This is a genomic window from Paraniabella hibiscisoli (assembly GCF_022512515.1).
Classification (GTDB): Bacteria; Bacteroidota; Bacteroidia; order Chitinophagales; family Chitinophagaceae; genus Niabella; species Niabella hibiscisoli.
On sequence record NZ_JAKWBK010000001.1, the window covers coordinates 840,242 to 864,156 of the forward strand.

The following is a 23,915-nucleotide window of genomic DNA, read 5'->3' on the forward strand; positions in this document are numbered from 1 at the left end:
GCTCCCTGCATTTACTTACCACAGGACCACAATTCTTTCCTGTCTTTTATTTTCGACAAAAAAGTAACACGATTGCTTTCTTCTGAACCTGGTACAGCTTCTCCCTTTTCCGTATAGTAAAGATGTATACATTGACATGCCGGTCCTGCGCAGCCTGTTTCGTAAATGGTGGCACCCTCATAAGTAGCTTGCCATATAGACGGAATGCAGGTGCAGTTTTTAGCCTGCTCAATTTTTATCTTCTTTAACCAGGCCAGATCCTCTGTGGGGTCGCCGGTTTTCTTCGATCCTTCAGATTTATTACAACCCAACATCGTAATCAGGGCAAAGGCAATTAGTAGTAGTTTTATTTTCATAATCAGATTTTTACAGGTAAACGAGTAAAGTTTTCGATATGCAACAACACCTGTGTTAAGTAATTGTAACCAGGTTTATGCCTTTGCTGCTCTTGTTTAAAATAAGAGCGGTTATAGATAACAGCTGCTTTATGCCGGTTATAAATTGATACAGTTTTATTGCTTCCATTTCATCTGCCACCGAGCTGCCTGACAGCGCCGCATGAGTAAAAGCCTGCAACCATCTTTTCCATTTCATTATAGATACCTGACTAAAGAAAGCTTTCAAAAAATTATCCTCCTTTTGCCGTGTTGTGACAGGTGATTGTTTGCCGGATTGTTGAGGTTTTATATATAGCAGGTAAGTTGCTTCTATCAATAGCTCCAGCTGTTGGCTATAATGCAGCAGGTTGGCCGGACTGCCCCTTCGCCAGCAATACTTCTCTTCGAGTGCAGCTCTGCAAAACGCATCAAAGGCGTTGGCGTGCTCCGCATATGTGGCGTAGTTGAAAAATTCTTTTAATATGCCTATTGGCGATGCTTTCAGGGGGTTGCCTTTGCAGGTTGCTGCAATGCGGTTTAAGTGAACGGCGTGTTTTTTCATTGGGTTTTATTTAAGATTTGTATTGCAGATTAGGAGAGTGAGCAGGAACATATTGTTATGTCATGGTGAGCCCGCCAGGATGGCCGGTCGGGCCTGTCCAAAGGTCTTCTTTGGAGACGAACCATGTTTAGGATCGGTGCTTCCCATAGATATATGTTTGTTTTGTTATCAACCGTATTATAGAATCTGTTTCCTATTAATCTTTCCTCCCCTTTTTCTTCCTGCCCGACTACAAACTAAATATCATAGGTGGTCAGGCGGGGATAAAAAGGTGGAGCCAAAAATCAAGCCCGCCCGGACGACCGGTCGGACGGGGCTGTGAAAAAATTGGCTAAAATAATTTTGCAAGCCCAAACCCGCCAAACTCGTCCCGAAGTGCGTGTAATTACTCAATTCCCACGGGCTCGAACAGTGGCGGCTTCTTAGCGGCTTACTTCAATTATTTCTTAACGACATTTTTTCAAGGCCGCCAGGCATCCGTTGGGCTCAAACATGATTTAGTTGCCTGAACTGGTAGGGAGTTGGTGTGCGTAAGCAAATATTAATAGATCATTTGCCAAGCTCACCGTTCAATAGATATTCCTCCGCCAATCGCCCTGGCAACCGATTGGCGGTGCCCTTTTTGCTCCACTTTTTTGGGCAAGCAAAAAACGTGGAAAAACACATTTTACATTTGGGCATATACATGTTAACCATTCAATAAGTGTAGGCACCTTGCAATATTTAATTGATTAATTATGGCTGTGAGTTGTCAACTATCACGCCCGGAAACGCCGTAATAATCCGTCCCGCGGCATCCGCAATAACGGTGACTAACTGCGTAGCACTCCCCGCCACATCATAACCAATGATGCTGCCCGCATCCCAAACCCTTTGGTAATTGCAGCTTTGCGACACCGGCTGCGGGCTAGCGGCAAACGCTTCTTTGATGATGGAAACAATGCGCTCCACGCCAATGGTAAACTTACCCGCGCCGGGGTGGCGGGCCATGGGTGCATAATGCCGCTCCAGTATATGTGCCAATACCGATGCACTCAGGTACCAATTATTCCGCAACAGCTTTTTATGCTGTTTAAGTGGAAGCTGGTAAAAAATATCTTTATGCAATTGCTGTAACCATTGCTCGGTATCGGCAATAAGAAATAAAATACGCAGCCATTGGGCCTCGTTAAACGGATGGTGTGTTGTAGGTGTAGTAACGGCGTTCATAACAGGTGGTTTTAATAGCACCCGCACAAAAAAGGCGTGGCGCTCAACTTGCCGAACTGAGGTACTGGTATACCCACACACAGACAAGAGAGCTCACGCCTAGGTCGTGAGCTATTCTACTTATCCTCTCGTGTGTTAAAAATTACCAGTTTTCAGTTCGAGATTCAAAGCGAATGCTTCAAATATTTTTATGAAGTAAACGCGAAAATAATTTCTATTACGAATATAGAAAGAAATATTCAATTGTAGCCCATAAAGACTACACAATATTTTTTAAACTATTCCCACCTTACGGCAAATAATTCAGGATGGATAATATAGCTGATCAATTTCTTTCAGAGCTAGGGAACAAGCTGGCTTTTTATCGTAAGAAGAAAAATTTAAGTTATAGAGAACTTGCTCAACTGTGTAGTGTTGATCATAGTAAGATTAGCAAAATTGAAAAGGGACAGGTTAATATTCAAATACTAACTATTCTTGAACTGGCTAAGGGCTTGGGTATTCAGCCTAAGAAATTGTTTGATTTTGAGGTAGAGTTGGAGGAGTGAAATTTATTTAGACTGAACCCTTCAGGCTCTTCGAAGGATTCTATCGGACAGGCGAACATTCGTCTCCACTCGAGCAATGCTATATGTCGTTTTTCTTGCTTTTTGAAATTTCAAATTCTGTAAGTAGTTTACCCAGCATACTCTAACGTCGTCAACCATATCTGTAGTTTGGTCAATCACTTCCTCTTTAACTATATAGAACTCCTCCAAACTGTTTATTTTTCTCCGATTTAGCACTCTTGCAATGGTCTTTTCCACAACTCCTTGTAAATCCCTTAGACTGGGAAGGTTATTTGCAGCCAGATCCTTGTCAATGGAACGCTTTAAATTTGGGGGAAATTCTTTAATGTTTGAAACTAAATCCTGCAATCCAGCCTTAAGGCCACGCTTAGCAATTGATTTACTCTTTTGTTCCCACTTATTGAGTATTGCAACCGGGTCGCTATCGTCGTGCAACATTTCAGGAGGAAAGAGTGTCTTATAGTGAGACCAGATTATCTCACATATCTTTTTATAGTAGGAGTAATTTGTATCGTTAATCTGTATTTTCAAATCAAGGGAGTTTAGCTGAAAATGAAGCCGGGATTTACAATTTGCGAATGTTACAATGTTGAGCCCAACTTGAATAAAACCCAATGTTAGCTGCTGTATTTTTAATACTCACTTTTTCGTAGTCAACAATTATTCTATCAATTATTGGGTTGAGAATTCTGAGCCACCTTTGAATATCGCTGGTGTCAAAATAAATAAACCAAATGTCGCTGGAATTGGCATATAATGTATGGTCCTTCTCAAATTTCTTTTTATACCATTTCTGCACGTCTTCCGACATGGTAAATATAAAATGTGATTTTGGTGGCTTAGGAAGTTTGTCCTTTATTTCGTTTTCAGTTTTTTTGATGTAGTCCAATTCGTTTTCTGTCAAAAAATATGGAATTCTGTGTCTGTGCAAACTGCCTCCGATTTCAGCGGTGCTTCCTATTTGTGTCTCCACAATAAATTTGGAACCGGCATATTGGTCAAACCCGTCTTGAGAACATTGAAACCAAATAATCAAATAATGACTTTTCAATTTTTTGTAAAATCCAAGCATTCCACTTTTCGTCTTTTTAAAACCATTAGATTTCAATGCCGGAAAAACTAAACTGTTTATTTCGTTATAAACCTCTGTTGATTTCATGTCTATGAGATTGACCCTTGTTTCCTTTTGAAGTCTGTCACAATATAGCCACTAACGTTTCGGGGCTTTGCGTTCGGGCGGGTTTCGGAGCACAAAACTGTCAATCAGGACTGAACTTGAATAGAAGCACAAAGCTTCAATTTTGTACAAAAGTTCAATCAAAGAACTACCGTTGAACTTTGCAGTTTCGCCCCACTATTGCAAAACCCTTGTTAGCGGTTCGGCTTTTATTTGTCAAACAGTTTTTCAAGTCCATATATTTTGTTCTTAGTTAGCAAGTCAACGATTACATTTTGTAATTCAATTATTTCAGTCTTGTGTAAATTTCTTTCTTCTATTGAATTATCTATACTTATGAATTTATTTTTCAGAGTATCAATTAAGTTGTCGTCACCAAAGTTGGAAGTCAATAGTTTTCTTTTTGCTTCATGGAAAACTTCACGTCCTTCTTTAAGTGTCATGTGGTTTAGTCCGCTGTCATTATTCTCTTCAAAGTCATCTATTCCATCGTCTTCCCAAAAACATATTGCACAAATGTCAAACGAATCTCGTTCGTCCAATGTCAAATAGCCACAAACTGGGCAAGAGTTTTTTAAAATGTCTTCGCTTTTTAAATCGGTTCTTTGTCTGCCGATTTTTAATGCAAAGTTCTTCTGAAAGAATTCTCTTCGCTGATTGAAATTGTCGATATAATCTTCTTGGTCTTTCATTTCAGGGTTGTCTTTTAAGCTGACCGCTAACTCAGAAATATGCGAAACAAGTATCATGATTAGTAGTTTATAAACGTTTATAAATACTTAAAACGCTTTCCAAGTTTGATTTAATTGTCAATAATATTATTTGTAGCTATTGGGCAATCTTTGTTGTTCCATTGCCTCCCAAGCAGTTTTGCTAATGTAGTTGTTTTTTATAAAACAGCATGTGGGTTCCGTAATTTAAAAAGGCATTGCGCTCCCGAAAATGGTTCGTCTCCGAAGGAGTCCTTCGGACAAGCCCGTCCGACCGGCCATCCGGGCGGGCTCACCACGACATTCGTTTGGTTTACTGCACTAGATGATTCGTGCATTAGTGGCATTCAGTGATATGAGAAGAGATTCCCCTCGGTGCGGCAAGTGTGAATAACGTTAGTAAATTACAGAAGCAGCCGGGCTAATCGTTCAACCTGTTTTCGATGTCCATTTGCTGGTGTAAAACCCTGATCACCTCAATCAGATTTTCTTTTGTATTAATCTTGTAGAAAATAAAATGCAATTTCACTTTTGAACATAAATAACCTGCTCTTACATGATTATAATTTTTTCCGGCATCAGGATTTTCGGCTAAATATTCAATTTCGTCAACCAGGAGATTATAGTATCTGTCGGCTTGCTCTACAGACCATTTTTCATAAGTATAAAGCCAGATATTTTCAAGGTCGCTTTGAGCTTCATGGCTAATTTTAAACCTCATTGGGTATTATGTTTCTGATGAAGTTTTTTCAATAAAGCAGCCCTGTCAAAGTTTTTTACAAAACCCGATTTTTCTCCTTTTTTGAGTTCTTTGATCAATTCAGTTTTTTTAGCTTCCTCGTGTTCAAACATTCTTAAAGCAGCTCTTATTACTTCACTTGCAGACGAAAATTTTCCGGATTGAACCTGCGTATTGATGAAACTATCAAAATAATCTCCCAGCAATATTGAAGTATTCTTTGCCATAATTGTAATGTTTGATTAAAGATACCAAATATTGGTATCTTATAAATGATTTAAAACTATTTTCAGAACCGTTCGACCCTGTTTTATTGATGCGACGCGCTTAATTACCCGTGCAGATGTGTAAAAACATCTCCGGAACGGTTGTTTACTGGTCGGTTGGGGTTGTGCAAACCCATTTTTGCGGCTCCGAACCCCAACACCTGGGTTATGCAATGGGTTGGTTGGGTAACGCACTGCACCGGCCGGGTGCTGCACTTATCCGGATAGGTTCATTACCCATCCAGACTTATTAAACATACATCCGGACATATAGCGAACCGCGCCGATGCGGTTCAATACCCTGCGGTTGGGGTTATACAACCTATCTCACGGGGTAACTAACCGGGGCAGCGGGGCGCAAAACCCCGCCCGATAGGTTCATTACCCATCCAGACATATAAAACATACATCCGGACATATAGCGAACCGCGCCGATGCGGTTCATCACCCTGCGGTTGGGGTTATACAACCTATCTCACGGGGTAAACAACCGGGGTAGCGGGGTGTCACATCCGGCCGGACAGGTTTGTTACCTATCCAGACCTATAAAACATATATCCGAACCTATAGCGAACCGCGCCGGTGCGGTTCAATACCCTGCGGTTGGGGTTATACAACCTATTTCTCGGGGTAAACAACCGAAAGGAAGCAATAAAAAGCCCCGCCGGAAGTGGATGATACTTCGCTGGCGGGGTATTCCCAGTTTTCCAACACTCCGGTTAACCAGCCGGATTTTCTGTTGCAGGCTTACCTGCTTTCACAAAAACTGTTTCAGTCCGGCCCACTTTTCTTCGTAGCCCGGCTCATTGCTGCCTGCCTTATAAGCGGTAAAAGCATAATCGGTAAGAGCAGATTGATAATTGTCGTAATCGTGCAGGGTTTTGGCATTGTTCAACCGGTCTACCAGGTTGTTCAACCTCGAAATAATGCCTTCGTAATTGGTGCGACTCTGGTAGTCAGCATTAAACTCACTCCAGTCTACTTCGGTGGCCGATAAGCTCGTCTGGCTAAGGTTATAATCTCTAACCTTGTTAATAGACAGCTTGTTTTGCTCGTTTACACTGCCATACTTACGCCGCTCATCGGGCGTGAGGTTGATGTTTACGGCTGTTAACACTTGTTCTAACTGGCTGAGCGCACTCTGCGCCTGTGCCACCTGCTCGGCGCTAAGGTGCACATTGTTAAGGTTGCTTATTGGCATACTTTTTCATTTTTGGCCCATTGGGGAGGGCCTGGTTAAAAAATAATTTTTCAGGTTAACAGGTTGGCAATATGAGCATTGTTACTGTTAGCAGCTGTAATATACGATAAATTACTAATGGATAAAATCTAAAATTTTGTAAAAAGATCAGGAGCCTAAAACAACGATAAAAAAAATCACTTCAGAATAATTGGCCTATGTTAGTACATAGCTATCTACGGTTATAGAAAAACAGTGGACAGTTAAAATGAAACGAAACATCAACCCTTGTTTTCACCTGTCGGAGGCGGTAACCCAATACTATCAGCAACCGCTATTTAAACCGCTTATATTTCATATACACCAGGTCGGTAACAGCGCCGTTTACATAAGCAATAAAAGAATCTTTGGTGTACCAGCAAAGCTCTTCTTTGTACGTAATGGTTTGTAACAGCGGGTGGCTGGCTGGCAACTTTGCCAAATCAGATTCTGTGGTATATTTCATGTGCAGCCAGTTAATGCTGGAGTCGAGCTGGTAGCTACCCTGCAAGCTGCTCACATCCTTACTAAGTTGATACTCTTTTTTAAAAGTGTCATCGTAATAGAAAAAAACCTGATGGTATAGCCAATGTCCGGCTTTCTTATGGTGCCCTTGCTTAATGTATATATTTCAGAAAGCTCATAAGCTCCCCAGCTGTTATCATTCCTTATAACAGGTTTCCTTATGGGCTCAGCCTTTTTACAGGCTATCCACAGCGGCAGTATAAGAAGTAGCAGGTATATAATTTTCTTCATACAAAAACGCAAATTTAAGCACTTGGTGGCGTAGCTGAAAAATCGTTTAAAATAACTATGTCTATAACGGCTGTTATCTATTAATCTCTTCATGATCCCTCTAAACAAATAAATGCAACGCTACCCTTTCTTTATAAACAAAAGCGCCTCCCGGGGAAGCGCTTTTACTTGCTTTATAGTTGACAAGAAAATTAAAATCTGCTCCAGCCTTTGTGCCAGATAGCATATTCACCACCGGCAGCTAAACCACCAACAAATGTAACAGGTGTAATGAACGGACGAGCTGCTATTAAAGCATCAGAAAATTCATACACTCTTGTACCTGCAGTTGTGTTTACCAACAAAGAGTTTCCTGTTGGAGTCCAGTCTGGATTTGAGTAATCAAACGGACGTGTAAAGTTTACTTCAGGAGCTGTAGTAACTACCCTGTTGCCCGAAGCCAGGAACCAGGTATTTAAAGTAGCCGCACTCATACCGGTAGGTGTACCGTTAACCGTGTAGCCCATAGCTGTTCCAAAGCTTGATGTAAATACAATATTTCCCCTGATACGCAGTGTGCTGTCGTTACCTGCTGCAGAACCAATGTTCAGGTCAGTTGCACGACCTGTACCTGCATCAATTAAGATACCGTTTGTCCAGCCAATGATGGCAGAATTGTACAGCGATAAAGATGAGTTACGACGAATTTGAATAGCAGAACCTAAATAGTTACTGTTGCCCACGTTAGCTGCAGTAGCTCTTGGACCAAAGATGGAAATATTGCTGAACACCGGTCTTGTCTGTGGAGTTAATGTAGTTCCCTGTGCATCGTTATCGCTCTCAAAACCTTCAATTTAGATACATCAGCAATAGAAGAATCGCGGATAATTAAACCAAACTGAACTGAACCGCTATAGCCATTGTCTGTATCAAAATCATCGTCCTGTGTTTTGTAAGCAATGAGATATTTACAATTCACCGTACCGCCAAACCACTCAAAAGCATCATCTTTTGCATAAGATACCTGAACATGGTCGATAGTAGTACCGCTACCTACAGCAGCCATGGTAAGACTGTTAATTTCCTGGTTAGGTAAGTAAGCGTTACCAGCATACTCGATACGGGCATACTGCAATACACCAGAGTTGTCGTTATCTACAGCGGCTGGTGCTACAGCATCGCCCCAACCAGCTACGGCACCATTGGTTGAGTTACTAAAGCCACCTTCGGGAGCATACAGCCTGGTTGTAGTACCGGTACCTGCATTATTAGAGTTGATAGAAGCTTTACCTAAAAGAACTATTCCACCCCAATCACCAGAAACAGGATTAGGATTAGATGAGGTAAAAACAATGGGTTCAGATGCTGTACCTGCCGCCATTATTTTAGCGCCTCTTTTAATGATTAAAGTTGATGCTTCACCGCTCAGGTAGTCACCTTTTACAGTGGTACCTTTTTCTATCGTAATAGTAGCGCCATTATCAATATATACAAAACCAGAAATTGTGTTGTTATCGGCAGCTCTTAAAGTGGTATCCTTTGTAATAGTACCCTTAAGCGTTACAGTTTTTCCGGTTGTACCACCAGTACCACCACCCGGACCGGGAACTTCAATTATAATGGGTTGGCCATCCATTTCTATTTTGCGACATGCTGTGAAACCCAGTACAGCAAGTGCAGCTACACCCAAAATATACTTTTTCATATTTCTTTGTTTTAATATAGTTTTAATTTTTAAAGAGAATAGTTGAATGATAAACTGAACGTGGTACCATATTTACGGGTAAAACGGTAGGCATCAGTGTTCTTTTGAAAAGAGGTTTTACTGTCAGCGTTTTGGTAGAAATACAGTGTTTTGTTCAAAATATCCGATACGTTCAATCGTATTTCTCCTTTCTTCTTTATTATTTTTTGGCTAATCTGCCAGTCAAGAACTGGTCTTGGCGCTTCCCATATATCCGGGATACCACCGCCGGTTGCATCAAACGCTCCCAGGTAATAAATCCTTTGTCCGATCTGGTTAAACAATACCGTAGTATTAAATCCTTTTTCTTCCAGGTCGTACATCAACGCCAGGTTGATCAGGTAGGGAGACTGTCCCTGCATCGGCCTGTCTATTTCACCCGCCTGGTCTTTTACCCTGCTATAGATATAAGCCCCGTTTGCCTGGAAGGTAAAGTTGCGTAATGCATCTACAACATCTAATTTCTTCCTCAACTCAAGCTCTATACCATAAGCGGTAGCTTCGTCGGGGTTTCTGAAAGTGAACATCGCACCACCTTGTTGCAGTTGTTGTTCAATCGGGTTTTTGAAGTATTTATAAAATACACCGGCAGTTATAGCTTCGCCGGAGCGAGGATACAACTCATAACGAAAATCTAAGTTGGTTACTTTAGTACGCAACAGTTTGGGATCACCCGATACTGCCGCATTCAATTCAAAGTCGTAAATAGTCAGGTCAACCAATTCACGCAACTCAGGACGAATAACTGTTTGAGAACCCGACAAACGTAAATTTGTTTTTGTATTGATTTTATAAGTAGCGTTAAACCCAGGCAGGAAATCCAGTTGCTTGGTATGGTTATGACGTTTGTCCCATGTTTTTACGCTACCAATAAGCTGATCGTAATGCTCGGCACGAACACCCCAAACCATTCTAAACTTATCTGAAAACTGGTTGTCAAACTGTATAAAGCCTGCATTGAGGATGGTGTTGGCCATATACCTCATGTTTTCATTATTAATAGAACCAAAGGCAAACTGGGTGCTGGTGTTGGATGCATCTCCAAAATTTTCGGGCGCAAATATCTGGTCTATCGATAGCCCACGTAAAGAAGCATTATCTCTTGGCAGGTAGTTTGCAAAAAGAGAGGCGTTAAACAAACGATCCTTCGCCTGGAACATATAACCACCTTTTACCGTCTGCTTTTTTCCGAAAAGGTTAAAATTATAAGCAAGGTCGCCACCTGCCGTATAGATATAATCATTGAGCGACTGGAACAAACGGCTACCACTCTCTGGTGTTACCGTATTACCTATCTGCAGCAAATAAGGATTGGTTGTGCCCGATGTACGGAAATACATATACCTTGTCTGATCAGGACTATACCCATCCAACACGTTAAATGATCCATACCACTTGAACTTTAACGGTGTTGCAATGCTGTGCTCACCGGTAAGCTGTGTAGTAAAAAATGTGTTTTGCTTAAATGTGTTTTCACCTCCATATCCTTCCTGATCGCCCATTACAAAGTTCTCACCGCGACGGTTGATGGTATAAGCATTGGTGTTTACGTTTACGATAGACTTAAGACTAACCTTGTTATTGTTATTGAACTGCATTGATAAACTAGCTAACCCGCCTAAAGTGGTTTCCTGGTTATAGCGATCATCATTATAGTTGTAATCAGCACTAAACACCCCTTCAGATAAGGAGTTAAAACGGTTGAGCATCTGGACCCACCTGTTGGTTTTATTGTAGTTTACAGCAAGCGTACCTCCTATTTTTTTCCCAAACAATGTACTTGCAAATCCGCCGTTAGCCTGGAAGTTTACGTTAGGTGATACATTGCTTGCTGTAGCACCCCAGTTGTTGTTCATTTCTTTACCGATAGCTGTTTTTTCAGCCGGCGTAAGCATATTAAACTGATTTTTGGTTGTGTAGCTTTTTGGCAGATCACGGTAACCGTCATCTATTCCTAACCAGTCCAGTTTGCCTCCTTTGGCCTTGTAAAAATCGTTTCCGATAGCCTGGGCGTTAAAACCAGTTCCTACCTGTATATTCAAAAAGTTTTTTGTTGGAATGTCTTTCGTATTAACCTGTATCAGTCCACCAGCCCACTCGCCGGGCATTTCCGGAACAAATGCTTTATTGATAACGATATTATCAATCATGGAAGACGGAATGATATCGAAGGAGAAAGTTTTACGGTCAGGCTCGGTGCTGGTTAACAGTATACCGTTTAACATAGCCTGGTTATACCTGTCGGCTAGCCCGCGCACTACCAGAAATTTACCATCTAATAAGCTGGCGCCTGGTGTACGTTTTAGTACCTCACCGGTATTTCTATCGGGCGATCTTCTGATTGTTTCGGCAGATACAATAGAAGCTACGGTATTCGTATTTTTTGAAACTGGATTGCCGAAGCGGCTGTTTCCATTCTGGCTGTTGTTCTTCTTGCAGTTACCGTAACACCTTCCATGTTACCAGCCTTTACTTCCAGCGTAATATTCAACTCGTTAAAAACTCCGTTTACAGCTTCTACATCTCCAATAATTTTTGATTGGTATCCTATTGCAGAAACTTCGATTTCATATTTTTTACTTCTGTCGAGACCTAATGTGTATCGCCCCTCAACATTAGTGCTTACCCCCTGATTAGTACCTGTAACTTTTACAGAAGCTCCAACTACAGGTTCATTTTGGCTATTGGTTACTTTACCGGTTAAAGATTGTGCGTAAGTGAAACCAGCAGTAAAAAGCGTTAGTATTGTAGCTATAAACAACCTCAATTGCATACATTTAATTTGCTGCAAAGGTGAATTCGCTATGTTACCAGACCGTTACCGCCATATTACGAAATTGTAACGCTAATGTTACGCCAATATTAATTATGCCTATTTTTGTGAAGAACGCTATGTTTAAGGAGGAAGACAACAGGAAGCCCGGAAAAATATTGAAATTCAATATTAAGGAATTATTAAATCCTCTATTTTTAAGTAACAGAAACATCTAACAAGTACTTTTGCCATCAATTTAAAACAATTTGTTATGGGTCTTAACTCAATACTTAAAATTTTCACACCTGCCAGCACGGTATTCTTCGAACTTTTTGAGAAAATCTCTGAAAACGTAGCCAAATCAGGCGCTTTATTAAAACAATTAGTTACCGAACCGGATTATGATAAACGCAATACCCTGGTAAAAGCGCTTGAAGATGTGGAGCATGATAGTGATGAGCTTACCCATAATGTATTTACCGAGCTAAGCCGCAACTTTATCACACCATTCGATAGGGAAGATATCCATGCCCTGGCTTCTGCCCTTGATGATATTGTTGACTTTACTTATTCTGCCGCTAAAAAATCAACTTCTACCGCGTTAACCCTAACGATATGGGTATACAGAAAATGGCAGAACTGATTGAACAAGGCTCCCAGCACGTTAAAACAACTGTGGGTGAGCTGAGAGATATGAAAAAGATCAGGTTAATAACCGAAGCCCTTGTAAAAATAAACAGCATCGAAAACCAGGCAGATGATGTATTCGATATGAGCATTGAAAAACTGTTTGACAGCGATATTGATGCTAAAGAGCTGATTAAAAGAAGAGACATTTACCAGGTAATGGAATTGGTTACAGATAAATGCGAAGACGCAGGTAATGTAATCGAATCTATTATTATTAAATACGCTTAGAGAGCAAAATTTGCTAATATGCTAATTTGCCAATTAGCTGATAATTGCATTAGCACATTAGCTCATCATCACATTAGCACATTAATATATGTTTACTTATCTCGTTGTCATCATAGGGCTGGCGCTTGTTTTCGATTATATTAACGGATTTCATGATGCAGCCAACTCTATCGCTACTGTTGTATCTACCAAAGTACTCACCCCGCTTCAGGCCGTTGTATGGGCCGCTTTTTTTAACTTCCTGGCCTATTTTATTTTCGATCATGGTGTAGCCGAAACCGTTAGCCAGATCGTTTATCCTGAGTTTGTTACTCTAAATGTACTATTTGCCGGTATCCTGGCAGCTATTCTCTGGAACCTGCTTACCTGGTGGCTGGGCATTCCTTCTTCCTCCTCGCACACACTTATCGGTGGTTTTGGGGGTGCAGCAATAGCACATGCTTATGCTCTCGCACCGGCGACGGCCTGGGCATTTGGGAAATAGTGAATAAGAGTAAAATATTACCTACGGTTGCCTTTATTATACTGGCTCCTTTGCTGGGTATGATCGTAGCTTTCTTTATTTCTATTTTCTTTCTTCATTCATTTAAGAAAACAATTGTAATGCGGGTATTGGCTATAGGTGTTATCCTGGGCGCTATATACCTGTTTACTGCGGTTACACACAGTCCTTCACATGAAATACCTAAACTGCAAACCGAAGCAGTTAAGGCGGCCGCTAAATACGAGGAAACGGCTTTGGTCATCAGCCCGTCGGAAACGGATATTCTAAAGAAAAGAGAACTGGACGCATCGAAAGGCAAAATGATGAAGACCAAAAAGACACTTGAAAATGCTGAAAAGCTGATCAACAGTAATAAGCCTTACTTTTTAAAGTATATTTTATTTGGCCATAATATGAAATGGTTTTTATTAACCTTCATACTGGTAAGCATCGCCACATTCTCCTTATTCCTGAGCTCATTGAACTTCTCGAAGGCCGAGCGCTGGTTTAAAAGGATGCAGCTGGTATCATCAGCCGCATTTAGTATTGGCCATGGCGGTAACGACAGCCAGAAGGTAATGGGTATTATTATGGCGGCGTTTGTAGCCTACGACTCTTCCACCTACAGCCTTGATGTGATGGTATACTGGGTGCCTTTAGCCTGTTATACGATGATTGCGTTGGGAACGCTGAGCGGTGGCTGGAAGATTATTAAAACCATGGGTACCCGTATTACCAAGGTAACGCCTTTTGAGGGTGTTGCTGCGGAAACTGCCGGCGCCATTACCCTTTTTGCTACAGAAATGCTTAAAATTCCGGTAAGTACTACCCATACGATCACAGGTTCCATCATTGGGGTGGGCGCTACCAAGCGTTTATCAGCCGTAAGGTGGGGTGTAACAGTAAATTTGATCTGGGCCTGGGTATTAACCATTCCTATCAGTGCCGTATTGGCCGGGCTGGTTTATTTTGTAGTACGAATGTTTTAGCAGTTAAAGTTCTCATTGATAATTCAATAAAAAACGCGCTCACCTTTGCGCCGGCTCAAGCGCAAAGGTGTTTTTGTTTTAAGCCAGTGCCGCTAATAAAAAAAAGGTACATTATTTTCAGTTGCTTTGCATGCCCGCTGCGCTTACCACTATCATTATCTATATAAAACAGACATCTATATGGCAAAAATTTTAGTGACCGGAGGTTGCGGTTACATTGGCTCTCACACAGTAGTAGATCTCCTTCAAAATGGCTATGAAGTAATCTCTATCGACAATAACAGCCGCTCGAATCCCGAGGTTTTAAAAGGGGTTGAAACAATTACCGGCAAAGCAGTGAAAAACTATAAAGTGGACCTCTGCAGCTACGATGATACGCATGCTGTATTCCAGGAGAACACCGACATCGTGGGTATTATACATTTTGCTGCTTATAAAGCAGTAGGAGAATCGGTAGAGCAGCCTTTGATGTATTATGAAAACAATATCAATTCTCTCCTTAATATCTTAAAATGTGTGCGGGAATTTAAAGTACCACATCTTGTTTTCTCTTCTTCCTGCACCGTTTATGGCAATCCGGATGCTATTCCGGTAACCGAGCAAACGCCGGGTAAACCCGCAGAAAGCCCTTATGGCGCTACCAAGCAAATGGGCGAGCAGATCCTGGTGGATTTTGCCAAAGTGGTTACCGACACTAATATTATTTCCTGCGATATTTCAACCCGGTGGGTGCACACCCTTCCATCGAAATCGGCGAGTTACCTATTGGCCGCCCGCAGAACCTCTTCCCTGCCATTACGCAAACCGCCATTGGCAAGTTACCTAAAATGACGGTTCATGGAGCTGATTACGATACGCGCGACGGTAGCTGCCTGCGTGATTTTATTCATGTAAGCGATATTGCGCACGCTCACACACTGGCCATCCAGTTTGCAGAAGGCAAAAAGAATGCAAGCAACTACGAAATTTTCAACCTCGGAACAGGAAATGGCGTTACCGTACTGGAAGCGATCAATGCTTTTGAACGTGTGAGCGGAGAAAAGCTGAATTACGAAATAGGGCCGCGCCGCGCCGGAGACGTTATAGCCATTTACGCTAATAATGACCACGCAGTACAAAGCCTCGGCTGGGATATACAATACGGAATTGACGACATGATGTCTACCGCCTGGGCCTGGGAGCAAAAGTTAAAGGCTGCAACTGCGCCAACAAGCTAGACTCTTATATATTATCTGAAAACAGAAGCCATGTACTAAAGACGCATCTTTTACATGGCTTTTTGATTATAGTAAGAACAATATCACTAATTTTCACAAAAGTTTTATTAAACTTGGTTGAGTTTTAACGATTTTGTGAACTTCCGCTAATGAGCAGGTGGAGATTCAAACCAATAGAATGGCGATTACTTGCCCCACTCTATTATAAACACATCAAACTAGAATGAAAGTATTACTAATAGAAGATGAGCCGAGCGTAGCCAGTGTTATTAACAAAAGTTTGAGCGAAAGCGGCTACAGCATTTCAATTGCGCCTGATGGAAATACAGGTCTCGACTTTGCCTTAACCAATGATTTTGATGTAATCGTTTTAGATATTATGTTGCCCGGTATTAATGGTATGCAGCTCTGTAAAACCATCAGAGACCATAAAATCGATACTCCTATTCTCTTTCTTACCGCATTAGGTACCACCGAAAATATTGTAGCGGGACTGAACGCAGGCGCAGATGACTACCTGGTGAAGCCATTTAAGTTTGTGGAGCTGGAAGCGCGCATAAGAACGCTGGCCAGGAGAAAAGGCGCACCTATTGAGCAGGAAGAAACCTTTAGAGCAGGCAATTTATATGTAAACCGCTCCTCGAAAATAGTGAAGCTAAAAGACGAGCCGGTGAGCCTTACCGCAACCGAGTTCAGATTACTGGAGTTTTTGGTAAGAAATACGAACAAAGTAGTATCGCGCATTGAAATACTGGAACATGTGTGGGGCATCAACTTCAATATGGGTACTAATGTGGTGGACGTTTATATTAATTACCTAAGAAAAAAATAGATACGGATCCGGCTAATAAACTCATTCAAACAGTAATTGGCATGGGCTATATGTTTAAAGTGTAGCATTATGACGATACAGTCTAAGACGACCATATTATTCACCATTCTTACAGCAGCGGTATTCACTATTCTATCGATTGTGGTTTATTACTTTTCGAACAAATTTGCTTATGCTGATTTCTATAAAAGGCTGGAATTAAGGGTGCATATTACCTCCAAGTTCAGGTTTGAGGAGGATCATAATACCACCGAGTCATTTAAAATTATTCAAAACCAGTTTTTAGAACGATTGCCGGACGAAAAATCTTATATCGTTCCTTTATCAACTACAGGCGAACCTCAGCCTCCGTTTCCGCCAAATGTTCCGGACTCTTATTTAAGCAACATCAAAAAGGCTAAAGGAGAAACCGTGTTTTATCAACACCGGCTGGATCACTATGCCGGTATTTTTTATAAGGATGAGACGGGCGACTTCCTCGTTATTGAGTCTGCCGCTAATATTTACGGCGGAGAGATCATCAGGCAACTGGGATATATACTACTCATTACATTGGTGGCTTCTGTTATTATTATTTACAGTGTTGGCCTTTATTTTTCCAAAAGAGCGTTCCGCCCGTTCCGTTATATCACAGAACGGGTTAAATCTATTAGTGAAGGTAACCTGCATTTGCGTTTGAAACAGCAGCCCGGAAATGATGAAATTGCAGCTTTGGTAGACACTTTCAATAACATGCTGGACAAGTTATCTACTGCTTTTGAAGCACAAAACAATTTTGTAAGTCACGCATCGCACGAGTTCCGCACACCTCTTACCACCATTATAGCAGAAGCGGATTACGCCCTTTCGCGCGAACGCCAGCCGGAAGATTATAAACAGAGTCTTGCGAATATTGTACAACAATCAGAAAAACTCCAGCGATTAACAAAGGGACTGTTGGCCCTGGCTCAGTCTGGTTTCGACGGCAAAACCCAGCGTTGGGAAAAAATAAGACTGGATGAGCTGCTTTTTCGCACTAGAGAGAATGTTACAGATGTGGAGCCCGAAAACAAAGTGCGTATCAAACTCCCCGATCTTCCGGAACATGAAGATGATATAAGTGTTTATGGCAACGAGGAGCTGCTTAAAGTGGCCCTGGATAATATTGTTTTGAATGGTTGTAAATACTCGGGTAATGCACCGGTTACTGTTGAGCTACAGCTGGAGAAAAACAAGCCATTATTATTGTTACCGATAAGGGAATTGGTATTCCTACCAACGAGGTTAAATATATTTATGATCCCTTTTTCAGGGCATCCAACACATCAAGATTTGAGGGGTATGGTATCGGCATGCCTTTAACCAGGAATATTATGCGTATGCACAGAGGCAGCATTGAAGTAATTTCTGCTGAAAATCAAGGAACTACGATAAAAGTGTTTCTCCCGCTGGCTAGCCGGCAGACATAATATTAAAATAAGATTAGAGCGTATGGCTTATTTTAATCTTACTCTAATTTAATTCTAACTGCAATCTAACTTTACTCTTAAGACCTTTTAATACCGAAACCGCAGTTTTGCTCTAACAAAAAAGCAAACTATGGTTAATATTTTAGTACCTACCGATTTTTCCCAGGCTTCTTTTCGCCTGGCAGAACAAGCCGTTAAGTCTTTAAACAAAGAAGTAAATATTATTCTGTTTCATATTTATGAAATGCCCTCCGGCATCAGCGACCTGATACGCCCCGAGCCTCCTTACGCACAAATGCTTAACGATGCTTTCAGGCAAAACTGTAAATACCTGAAGTACAAATATCCTGATCTAATCAATAAGATCTGCTTTAAATACCTTACCGGTAACACGCAATCTGTTTTTAATCACTTTACTGATGCTAACGATATTGATATGATCGTATGCCCTGATGAATATGTTTTTGTAAAAACCAATAAAACCAGCATCGACCCTGTTCCATTCTTTAAGAAAAGCAAAATAGCCTTGTTGAAAGACCTGTCTAAAAATAATGTTACTGAGCCGGTAAATGAAGCAGAGGAAGTACATCTGGGTGCGGCACAAGTAGCATTGGCAAGCGCCTAATTTTAGCTGTGCTATACCGGGGAGTAAACAAAATACAGGAAAATAAAATATCGCAATTATGTTACTGAAAAAAATATACCGTTTAAATACGTGTTTGGGAAGATCAAATACGAGATTATTGCGATAGCGGTTTACGCTACTATTATTGCGATACTCTATAATTACTCCCATATAACCAGGATCACTATTCCATTGGCAATACCCGCTATACTGGGAACCGTTATTTCTTTACTATTGGGTTTCAGAAGTAACCAGGCTTATGACCGGTGGTGGGAAGCCCGCCATATATGGGGGCCGTTGTAAACGACTCACGCAGCCTCTCCCGCCAGGTAATGAGCTTTACTTATAATAACTATCATAGTGAAGATGTGGAAACTTTCAGGCAACGTATTATTCGCCGCCAGATAGGATGGTGCTACGCATTAGGCCGTCATTTAAGAAAACAAGACGCCTTAACAGGTCTTGATAAATATATTGATCGCGATGAATTTGAAGCACTTAAAGATATTGAGAATATACCGAGTGCTTTATTAGACAATATGGGATCGGACCTTCACCTGGCGCTCGACAAAGGCTGGATCAACAGTTACCAGCAGGTGGAGCTGGATAGAACCTTATCGAAGCTTACAGACTCTATGGGTAAATGTGAACGTATTAAGAATACTGTATTCCCTCATACTTACAGTTTGTATATACATATTGCCCTGATGCTTTTTATTGCACTGTTGCCGTTTGGTGTAATTGAATATTTCGGTTACGTGGAAGTACCCTTGGTAGTAGCTATTGCAGCCAGCTTTTTACTGATCGAAAAAATGGCGATCCACCTGCAGGACCCGTTTGAGAACAAACCAACCGATACGCCGATGACGGCCATAGCACGGAGCATCGAAAAGAACCTGACACAGTTGTATGCAAAAAGCAATGCCGATAAAATGTATAAGAAAAAATTGCCCGTTACAAACGCCGTTGCCAGCCCTTTAACCAACACTAAACCCATTGAAGAGCAGGAGTATGCTGAAGTGTCTTCTGCTTATGTTTCGAATAAAGAGTATTTTATATTGTAGCCGGACATCGCGTTTAACCAAACGCAAAAAGCGGGGCAATGCCTCGCTTTTTTCTTAAAATATATTCCATCTCCCTGTACTATATAAAAAAGCATCGTGTTTGTGCTTCAGAGTCAGTTTCCCAAGTCTTTCTGCTTTAAACCCGATGCTTTAAATAGCTTTAGCACTGTCATGTAGAGTAGATATCGATTAATTTAAGTAAGCATATTGCTATGCAAAGTTAAAAACACCATCAACCCACAGAACAATTGGCAAGGCTTCCGCTAAATGTTTGCTTCAGCATTTTACCCAGATTCACACGCTTCATTAAAACACTCCCGGTATTACTACCTTCGTTATTCCAATGTTGATGATGTGCCTCCTGGTATTGCTTCAGCGTTTTTACAGCTTCATACATCTACTTTTGTATGCGTCATTCTAACCGGTTATAAAAACAAAACTGTGTTTATATCCAAATCAAAACGTTGCAATACACTTGTCAAAGAATCTGCTGCGATCACAGTTGTAACTTAATCGTTCGTTTGAAATAGTAACTTATCAACTGTGCATTATGAAGATACGAAACTGAAAACCCCATTTCAAAATTTTTGGCCTGTTATATACGCACCTGTTATGAACAGGTTTATACACATTCCTTCAGCACGTAATGCACATTTCCAGCCGCTTTATAAAGAATATTATGGTTGGCATCAATAGTTTTCAAAAGGTATGTCGTCTAAAACTATATTACTTTACAAAAAATATCCGATATGTATCTGTACCTGGTAAAAAGAAGTTTGCTGCTCGCTGTTTTGGGAGAGCGGGGCTATAACAGCCGCTGCGCAGCAAGGGCAAAAGGGGTTTATTGACAAGGTTAATATGGATTTGTCTGTGAACCCGGGTGATGATTTTTATACCTATGCCAGTGGGGCCTGGGTAAAAAACAATCCCATTCCTCCCAAGGAAACGCGTTGGGGAAGCTTTAACCAACTGCGTGATTTTAATATAAACGCCGTTAAAACGATCCTGGAAAAGGCTGCAGCTGATAAAAATGCACCTGCAGGCTCACTAACACGTATAGTGGGCGACTTTTATGCCGCCGGGATGGATAGCGCAGCCATCGAAAAGCTGGGATATACTCCCATAAAAAAGACCTGGCCCGTATTACAGCTATAAAAGATCTGTCGGGTATATTGAAGGAAATGAACTATTTGCGCTCCAATGGCATTGCTTCGCCTTTGTATGGATTCTCTATCGGTCAGGATCGTAAAAACGTGGAGCATATGGTTCCCCAGCTCTCCCAGGGAGGCATTGGGCTTGCCGACCGCGACTACTATTTAAAAGATGATTCCCGCTCGCAGGATATACGGGCGGCCTATTCAACATTCATCATACGTTTATTTACCTTAACCGGTACTTCGGCAACAAAGGCGGAGGCAAACGCAAAAGCTATTTTCAATATTGAAAAGCAATTGGCGAATGCCCAATTAAGCCGCGTAGAAATGCGTGATGCGTACCGCACTTACAACAAATTCAGTGTTGCCGATCTAAGCCGCAAAACGCCCATGCTTCAATGGCCGCAAATACTACCGGCATTAAAAGTTTTGGGCCAGGATTCCATTCTGGTTAACAACCCTGCCTTCTTTGTTACTGCCGATTCGTTGCTGCAATCCATTCCTGTGGCAGACTGGAAAACCTACCTGCAGTGGTATGTTTTGCGTGGCGCCGCACCTTACCTGAACAGTACTTTTGTAGACGCTGGTTTTGCTTTTAACCAGGTTATTACAGGCCAAAAAGTGCCTACACCCAGGTGGCAGCGCATTTCCTCGTTAACCGATGGAAATATAGGAGAGCTTTTGGGCCAGCTATATGTAAAAGATTATTTTAAACCTGCTGCAAAAGCCAGGATGGAAGAGCTGGTAAGCAATCTGAGAAAAGCTTATGCGAGTCGCATACAACAACTGGATTGGATGAGTGATGCCACCAAACAAAAAGCATTGGCTAAGCTGGCAGCGTTCCGACCTAAAATAGCCTATCCTGATAAATGGCAGACCTATGATGGCCTGCTAATTAGCCGTAACAGCTTTTTTCAAAATATGCGAAACGCCGATGCCTGGGGCTATAATTACATGGTTGGCAGGCTGGGAAAACCCGTAGATAGAGAACGTTGGGGGATGACACCGGCAACTGTTAACGCCTATTATAATGCTACATTAAACGAGATCGTGTTCCCCGCGGGAATTCTGCAATTCCCCTTCTTTGATCCTAATGCTGATGATGCCATTAATTATGGTGGTATTGGTGCGGTAATAGGTCACGAAATGTCGCACGGATTTGATGACAACGGCAGTAAATATGATGCAGATGGTACACTGAGAAACTGGTGGACCGAAGAGGATCGTAAAAAATTTGAAGTAAAAGCAGATGCACTTGCCCGGCAATTTGACGGCTACACCGTATTGGATACCTTACATGTAAACGGCAAACTAACCCTTGGAGAAAATATAGGCGACCTGGGCGGGCTGAATGTAGCTTATGAAGCATTTAAAATGACGAAGCAGGGCCAAAGCGATGAAAAGATTGACGGGTTTACGCCTGACCAGCGTTTCTTCCTTTCCTGGGCTCAGGTTTGGCGCACCAATACCTTACCCCAAACAGCGGCTCAATTGCTTAAAACAGATACCCACTCTCCCGGACAGTACCGGGCCATTGGTCCACTGGTAAATATGGACGCCTGGTATAAAGCTTTTGATGTAAAAGAAAATAACCAATTGTATAAAAAGCCTGAAGAACGCATCCGGATCTGGTAGATTATAAATGTTTCTTTTCTTTATACTTAAAACGAAAAAAGCCGCTGAACGCGGCTTTCTTCGTAAATATCCGTATCTGCTTAATTAGCTTTATAAGCCGTTATCACTTTTGAGGTGGATGTTTTTCCGTCTTTATCCACTTGCACAATTCTTACAAACAGCTTGCCTTCGCCACTTACATCTACCTGGTCGCCATTTTTGGAGCAGGAGGCAAATGTTAAACCAACTCCCATTACCATCATTACAGAAAGCAACAGTTTATTCTTCCTGTTTACCAGCAAAAGAATACCAGCTAAAGAGAACAGCGAGATACCCATAACTGCTACCGGCAGGTCAATTGCTTTTGTAAAACTATATTCTATTTTCGAATCTGAATTGCCATTCAATGCTTTGGTGGCAACGCTACCTATATTAACAAACTTTTTGCCATCTGCAGAAACTTCAACATCAAAGCGGGCATTGTTAGACTCTGACAAAGTGCTCCAGTCAACAATCAACCGGTTGCCGGAAATACGCGCTTCTATGGTATTATAAGTTACGGGCAGTACCGTTGTTGCAGGAAAATAGGCAGTTGTTAAATCAGCCAGCCCATCGTTATTGGCAGTATTGCCAGGCCCTTTAATAGTTACAACCCCATCCAATACACCTGTATTGATGTAATAGATACCACCATCAGCCGGTCCCTGTACCGCCACATAAAAGGTTCCGGTAGACGAAAGCGCCAGGCCTGTTACAAGACCCTGGAAGTTGACACCGGCTTCGTTCTTTATCACATACTTTGTTGTAATATTAGTTACAGAAGTGGGCGTATTAGCCGCCGCCAGGGTTGCAGCCGATACATAATAAATAACGGCTTCACCTCCTGTTGCATCCAGGTTCACTAATATATACATATTACCCGAACCATCTATCACCAGGTCACCATTATTAAAATTAGGTGAAAGCGGAATGCCATCTAAAGTTATCGTTCCAAGGTTCTGAAAATTACTGGCGCCACCTGTGGTTCCGTCTGTTAAAAATCTTGAAAGGTAAATTTGCCCGGTGAGTTCCTCGGTGGTAACCATGTACGCCCAGCCATTAGGTGCAGTACCCAGTCGTCTGAAATAAAGAAGGTTATTATCGGCGCCATTCGCATCAGCAGACAATACTACAGTACCAGCCGTAGGAGCAGTGGTTACGCCAGGAGCAGGGTAAGCCGGGATGGAGCGTACTTCAAAATCTCCGGTATTTGTAGTCTGTGCGATGTAATAAATAAATTGTCCATTAGCAGACATGGCCATAGCCGCCGAATTAGTTGTACCATCTCCGGTTGCATAGTTGGTAGAAGTGCCCCCAACAGTTGCATTATTAGGATTAACATTCCCATGCTGGGTAATACCAGTTCCTACGGATATATCATTATTAATGGTGTACAGAACATCCGTTTGCGCGATTGCGGTAGCAAAAGAACTCAGAGTAAGGCTTAAAAGAACAAGAACATTTTTCAT

Annotated in this window: 30 protein-coding genes and 2 pseudogenes; 15 read left to right on the top strand and 17 right to left on the bottom strand. The window is 41.6% G+C overall.

The genetic code is table 11. The features are described from left to right. Positions 1-11: 11 nt before the first annotated feature. The 3 genes from MKP07_RS05410 to MKP07_RS05420 all read right to left on the bottom strand — a co-directional run bounded on the left by MKP07_RS05410 (position 12) and on the right by MKP07_RS05420 (position 2,148). Positions 12-356, bottom strand: a complete 345-nt coding sequence (locus tag MKP07_RS05410) for a hypothetical protein (RefSeq protein WP_240845590.1) — start codon at positions 354-356, stop codon at positions 12-14. Positions 357-411: 55 nt separating this feature from the next. Beyond that, positions 412-939: a hypothetical protein gene (locus MKP07_RS05415; RefSeq protein ID WP_240845592.1), complete on the bottom strand. Its 528-nt coding sequence runs from the start codon at positions 937-939 to the stop codon at positions 412-414. A 735-nt stretch (positions 940-1,674) separates the two neighbouring features. Then, positions 1,675-2,148, bottom strand: coding sequence for a hypothetical protein (locus MKP07_RS05420; RefSeq protein ID WP_240845594.1), 474 nt, complete (start codon positions 2,146-2,148; stop codon positions 1,675-1,677). 308 nt (positions 2,149-2,456) lie between these two features. Here MKP07_RS05420 and MKP07_RS05425 point away from each other — a divergent pair, with 308 nt between their 5' ends. Continuing rightward, the gene (locus MKP07_RS05425; protein ID WP_240845596.1) at positions 2,457-2,696 is read left to right on the top strand and encodes a helix-turn-helix domain-containing protein; all 240 of its coding nucleotides are present in this window, start codon (positions 2,457-2,459) and stop codon (positions 2,694-2,696) included. Between the two features lie 21 nt (positions 2,697-2,717). Here the strand turns inward: MKP07_RS05425 and MKP07_RS05430 are convergent, their stop codons facing one another. From MKP07_RS05430 to MKP07_RS05450, 5 genes are all read right to left on the bottom strand, one after another. Continuing rightward, a complete protein-coding gene (locus MKP07_RS05430; RefSeq protein WP_240845598.1) occupies positions 2,718-3,248 on the bottom strand; it encodes a hypothetical protein in 531 nt (176 codons plus the stop codon). Between the two features lie 34 nt (positions 3,249-3,282). Beyond that, entirely contained in the window at positions 3,283-3,876 is a 594-nt protein-coding gene (locus MKP07_RS05435) for a hypothetical protein (protein ID WP_240845600.1), read from the bottom strand. Between the two features lie 227 nt (positions 3,877-4,103). After that, positions 4,104-4,643, bottom strand: coding sequence for a CPCC family cysteine-rich protein (locus tag MKP07_RS05440; protein ID WP_240845602.1), 540 nt, complete (start codon positions 4,641-4,643; stop codon positions 4,104-4,106). A gap of 382 nt (positions 4,644-5,025) precedes the next feature. Then, a complete protein-coding gene (locus tag MKP07_RS05445; RefSeq protein ID WP_240845604.1) occupies positions 5,026-5,325 on the bottom strand; it encodes a type II toxin-antitoxin system RelE/ParE family toxin in 300 nt (99 codons plus the stop codon). Further along, a complete protein-coding gene (locus MKP07_RS05450; RefSeq protein ID WP_240845606.1) occupies positions 5,322-5,570 on the bottom strand; it encodes a type II toxin-antitoxin system ParD family antitoxin in 249 nt (82 codons plus the stop codon). The genes MKP07_RS05445 and MKP07_RS05450 overlap by 4 nt, the downstream gene beginning before the upstream one ends. Positions 5,571-5,686: 116 nt before the next feature. Here MKP07_RS05450 and MKP07_RS05455 point away from each other — a divergent pair, with 116 nt between their 5' ends. Then, positions 5,687-5,863, top strand: coding sequence for a hypothetical protein (locus tag MKP07_RS05455; protein ID WP_240845608.1), 177 nt, complete (start codon positions 5,687-5,689; stop codon positions 5,861-5,863). Positions 5,864-6,366: 503 nt separating this feature from the next. On the opposite strand, the gene MKP07_RS05460 is transcribed toward MKP07_RS05455, so the two are convergent. From MKP07_RS05460 to MKP07_RS05490, 7 genes are all read right to left on the bottom strand, one after another. Further along, the gene (locus MKP07_RS05460; protein ID WP_240845610.1) at positions 6,367-6,810 is read right to left on the bottom strand and encodes a hypothetical protein; all 444 of its coding nucleotides are present in this window, start codon (positions 6,808-6,810) and stop codon (positions 6,367-6,369) included. A gap of 313 nt (positions 6,811-7,123) precedes the next feature. Next, positions 7,124-7,348: a hypothetical protein gene (locus MKP07_RS05465; protein WP_240845612.1), complete on the bottom strand. Its 225-nt coding sequence runs from the start codon at positions 7,346-7,348 to the stop codon at positions 7,124-7,126. Further along, positions 7,345-7,584 carry a hypothetical protein gene (locus tag MKP07_RS05470; protein WP_240845614.1) on the bottom strand — a complete coding sequence of 80 codons (240 nt, stop codon included), beginning with the start codon at positions 7,582-7,584 and terminating at the stop codon, positions 7,345-7,347. Before MKP07_RS05470 ends, MKP07_RS05465 begins: the two co-directional genes overlap by 4 nt. Positions 7,585-7,775: 191 nt before the next feature. Next, positions 7,776-8,354 carry a hypothetical protein gene (locus tag MKP07_RS05475; RefSeq protein ID WP_240845615.1) on the bottom strand — a complete coding sequence of 193 codons (579 nt, stop codon included), beginning with the start codon at positions 8,352-8,354 and terminating at the stop codon, positions 7,776-7,778. Positions 8,355-8,371: 17 nt separating this feature from the next. Next, positions 8,372-9,268 (bottom strand): hypothetical protein, encoded by an 897-nt coding sequence (locus tag MKP07_RS05480; protein ID WP_240845617.1) that lies wholly within the window; start codon positions 9,266-9,268, stop codon positions 8,372-8,374. A 29-nt stretch (positions 9,269-9,297) separates the two neighbouring features. Beyond that, on the bottom strand, positions 9,298-11,667 hold the full coding sequence (locus MKP07_RS41000) for an outer membrane beta-barrel protein (protein ID WP_317235951.1): 2,370 nt from the start codon (positions 11,665-11,667) through the stop codon (positions 9,298-9,300). A gap of 5 nt (positions 11,668-11,672) precedes the next feature. Further along, positions 11,673-12,074, bottom strand: a complete 402-nt coding sequence (locus tag MKP07_RS05490) for a carboxypeptidase regulatory-like domain-containing protein (protein ID WP_240845619.1) — start codon at positions 12,072-12,074, stop codon at positions 11,673-11,675. Between the two features lie 259 nt (positions 12,075-12,333). On the opposite strand from MKP07_RS05490, the gene MKP07_RS05495 reads away from it, so the two are divergent. The 11 genes and pseudogenes from MKP07_RS05495 to MKP07_RS05530 all read left to right on the top strand — a co-directional run bounded on the left by MKP07_RS05495 (position 12,334) and on the right by MKP07_RS05530 (position 19,639). Further along, positions 12,334-12,705 (top strand): DUF47 domain-containing protein, encoded by a 372-nt coding sequence (locus MKP07_RS05495; RefSeq protein ID WP_240845621.1) that lies wholly within the window; start codon positions 12,334-12,336, stop codon positions 12,703-12,705. After that, entirely contained in the window at positions 12,678-12,980 is a 303-nt protein-coding gene (locus MKP07_RS05500) for a DUF47 domain-containing protein (protein WP_240845623.1), read from the top strand. Before MKP07_RS05495 ends, MKP07_RS05500 begins: the two co-directional genes overlap by 28 nt. An 88-nt stretch (positions 12,981-13,068) precedes the next feature. Then, entirely contained in the window at positions 13,069-13,464 is a 396-nt protein-coding gene (locus tag MKP07_RS37740; protein WP_262919158.1) for an inorganic phosphate transporter, read from the top strand. Continuing rightward, positions 13,464-14,453, top strand: a complete 990-nt coding sequence (locus MKP07_RS05505; RefSeq protein WP_317235776.1) for an inorganic phosphate transporter — start codon at positions 13,464-13,466, stop codon at positions 14,451-14,453. Before MKP07_RS37740 ends, MKP07_RS05505 begins: the two co-directional genes overlap by 1 nt. Positions 14,454-14,633: 180 nt before the next feature. Continuing rightward, a complete protein-coding gene (locus tag MKP07_RS41005; RefSeq protein ID WP_394803534.1) occupies positions 14,634-15,284 on the top strand; it encodes an SDR family NAD(P)-dependent oxidoreductase in 651 nt (216 codons plus the stop codon). Continuing rightward, positions 15,179-15,670 (top strand): GDP-mannose 4,6-dehydratase, encoded by a 492-nt coding sequence (locus tag MKP07_RS42145; RefSeq protein WP_394803535.1) that lies wholly within the window; start codon positions 15,179-15,181, stop codon positions 15,668-15,670. The genes MKP07_RS41005 and MKP07_RS42145 overlap by 106 nt, the downstream gene beginning before the upstream one ends. 223 nt (positions 15,671-15,893) lie before the next feature. Further along, positions 15,894-16,502 carry a response regulator transcription factor gene (locus MKP07_RS05515; RefSeq protein ID WP_240845625.1) on the top strand — a complete coding sequence of 203 codons (609 nt, stop codon included), beginning with the start codon at positions 15,894-15,896 and terminating at the stop codon, positions 16,500-16,502. Between the two features lie 69 nt (positions 16,503-16,571). Beyond that, positions 16,572-17,843, top strand: a complete 1,272-nt coding sequence (locus tag MKP07_RS05520; protein WP_240845626.1) for a histidine kinase dimerization/phospho-acceptor domain-containing protein — start codon at positions 16,572-16,574, stop codon at positions 17,841-17,843. After that, positions 17,750-17,950 (top strand): sensor histidine kinase, encoded by a 201-nt coding sequence (locus MKP07_RS42150; RefSeq protein WP_394803630.1) that lies wholly within the window; start codon positions 17,750-17,752, stop codon positions 17,948-17,950. Before MKP07_RS05520 ends, MKP07_RS42150 begins: the two co-directional genes overlap by 94 nt. A 130-nt stretch (positions 17,951-18,080) precedes the next feature. Continuing rightward, the gene (locus tag MKP07_RS05525) at positions 18,081-18,575 is read left to right on the top strand and encodes a universal stress protein (protein ID WP_240845627.1); all 495 of its coding nucleotides are present in this window, start codon (positions 18,081-18,083) and stop codon (positions 18,573-18,575) included. A 90-nt stretch (positions 18,576-18,665) separates the two neighbouring features. Beyond that, positions 18,666-19,639 (top strand): annotated as a pseudogene (locus tag MKP07_RS05530) (bestrophin family protein). A 232-nt stretch (positions 19,640-19,871) separates the two neighbouring features. Here the strand turns inward: MKP07_RS05530 and MKP07_RS05535 are convergent. Further along, positions 19,872-20,036: a hypothetical protein gene (locus MKP07_RS05535; RefSeq protein WP_240845628.1), complete on the bottom strand. Its 165-nt coding sequence runs from the start codon at positions 20,034-20,036 to the stop codon at positions 19,872-19,874. A 461-nt stretch (positions 20,037-20,497) separates the two neighbouring features. On the opposite strand from MKP07_RS05535, the pseudogene MKP07_RS42155 reads away from it, so the two are divergent. Both MKP07_RS42155 and MKP07_RS42160 read left to right on the top strand, forming a co-directional pair. Next, positions 20,498-21,597: pseudogene (locus MKP07_RS42155) on the top strand (M13 family peptidase); the annotation flags it as partial. A gap of 195 nt (positions 21,598-21,792) precedes the next feature. Continuing rightward, the gene (locus tag MKP07_RS42160; RefSeq protein ID WP_240850670.1) at positions 21,793-22,428 is read left to right on the top strand and encodes a M13 family metallopeptidase; all 636 of its coding nucleotides are present in this window, start codon (positions 21,793-21,795) and stop codon (positions 22,426-22,428) included. Between the two features lie 80 nt (positions 22,429-22,508). On the opposite strand, the gene MKP07_RS05550 is transcribed toward MKP07_RS42160, so the two are convergent. Continuing rightward, entirely contained in the window at positions 22,509-23,915 is a 1,407-nt protein-coding gene (locus tag MKP07_RS05550; RefSeq protein ID WP_240845630.1) for a hypothetical protein, read from the bottom strand.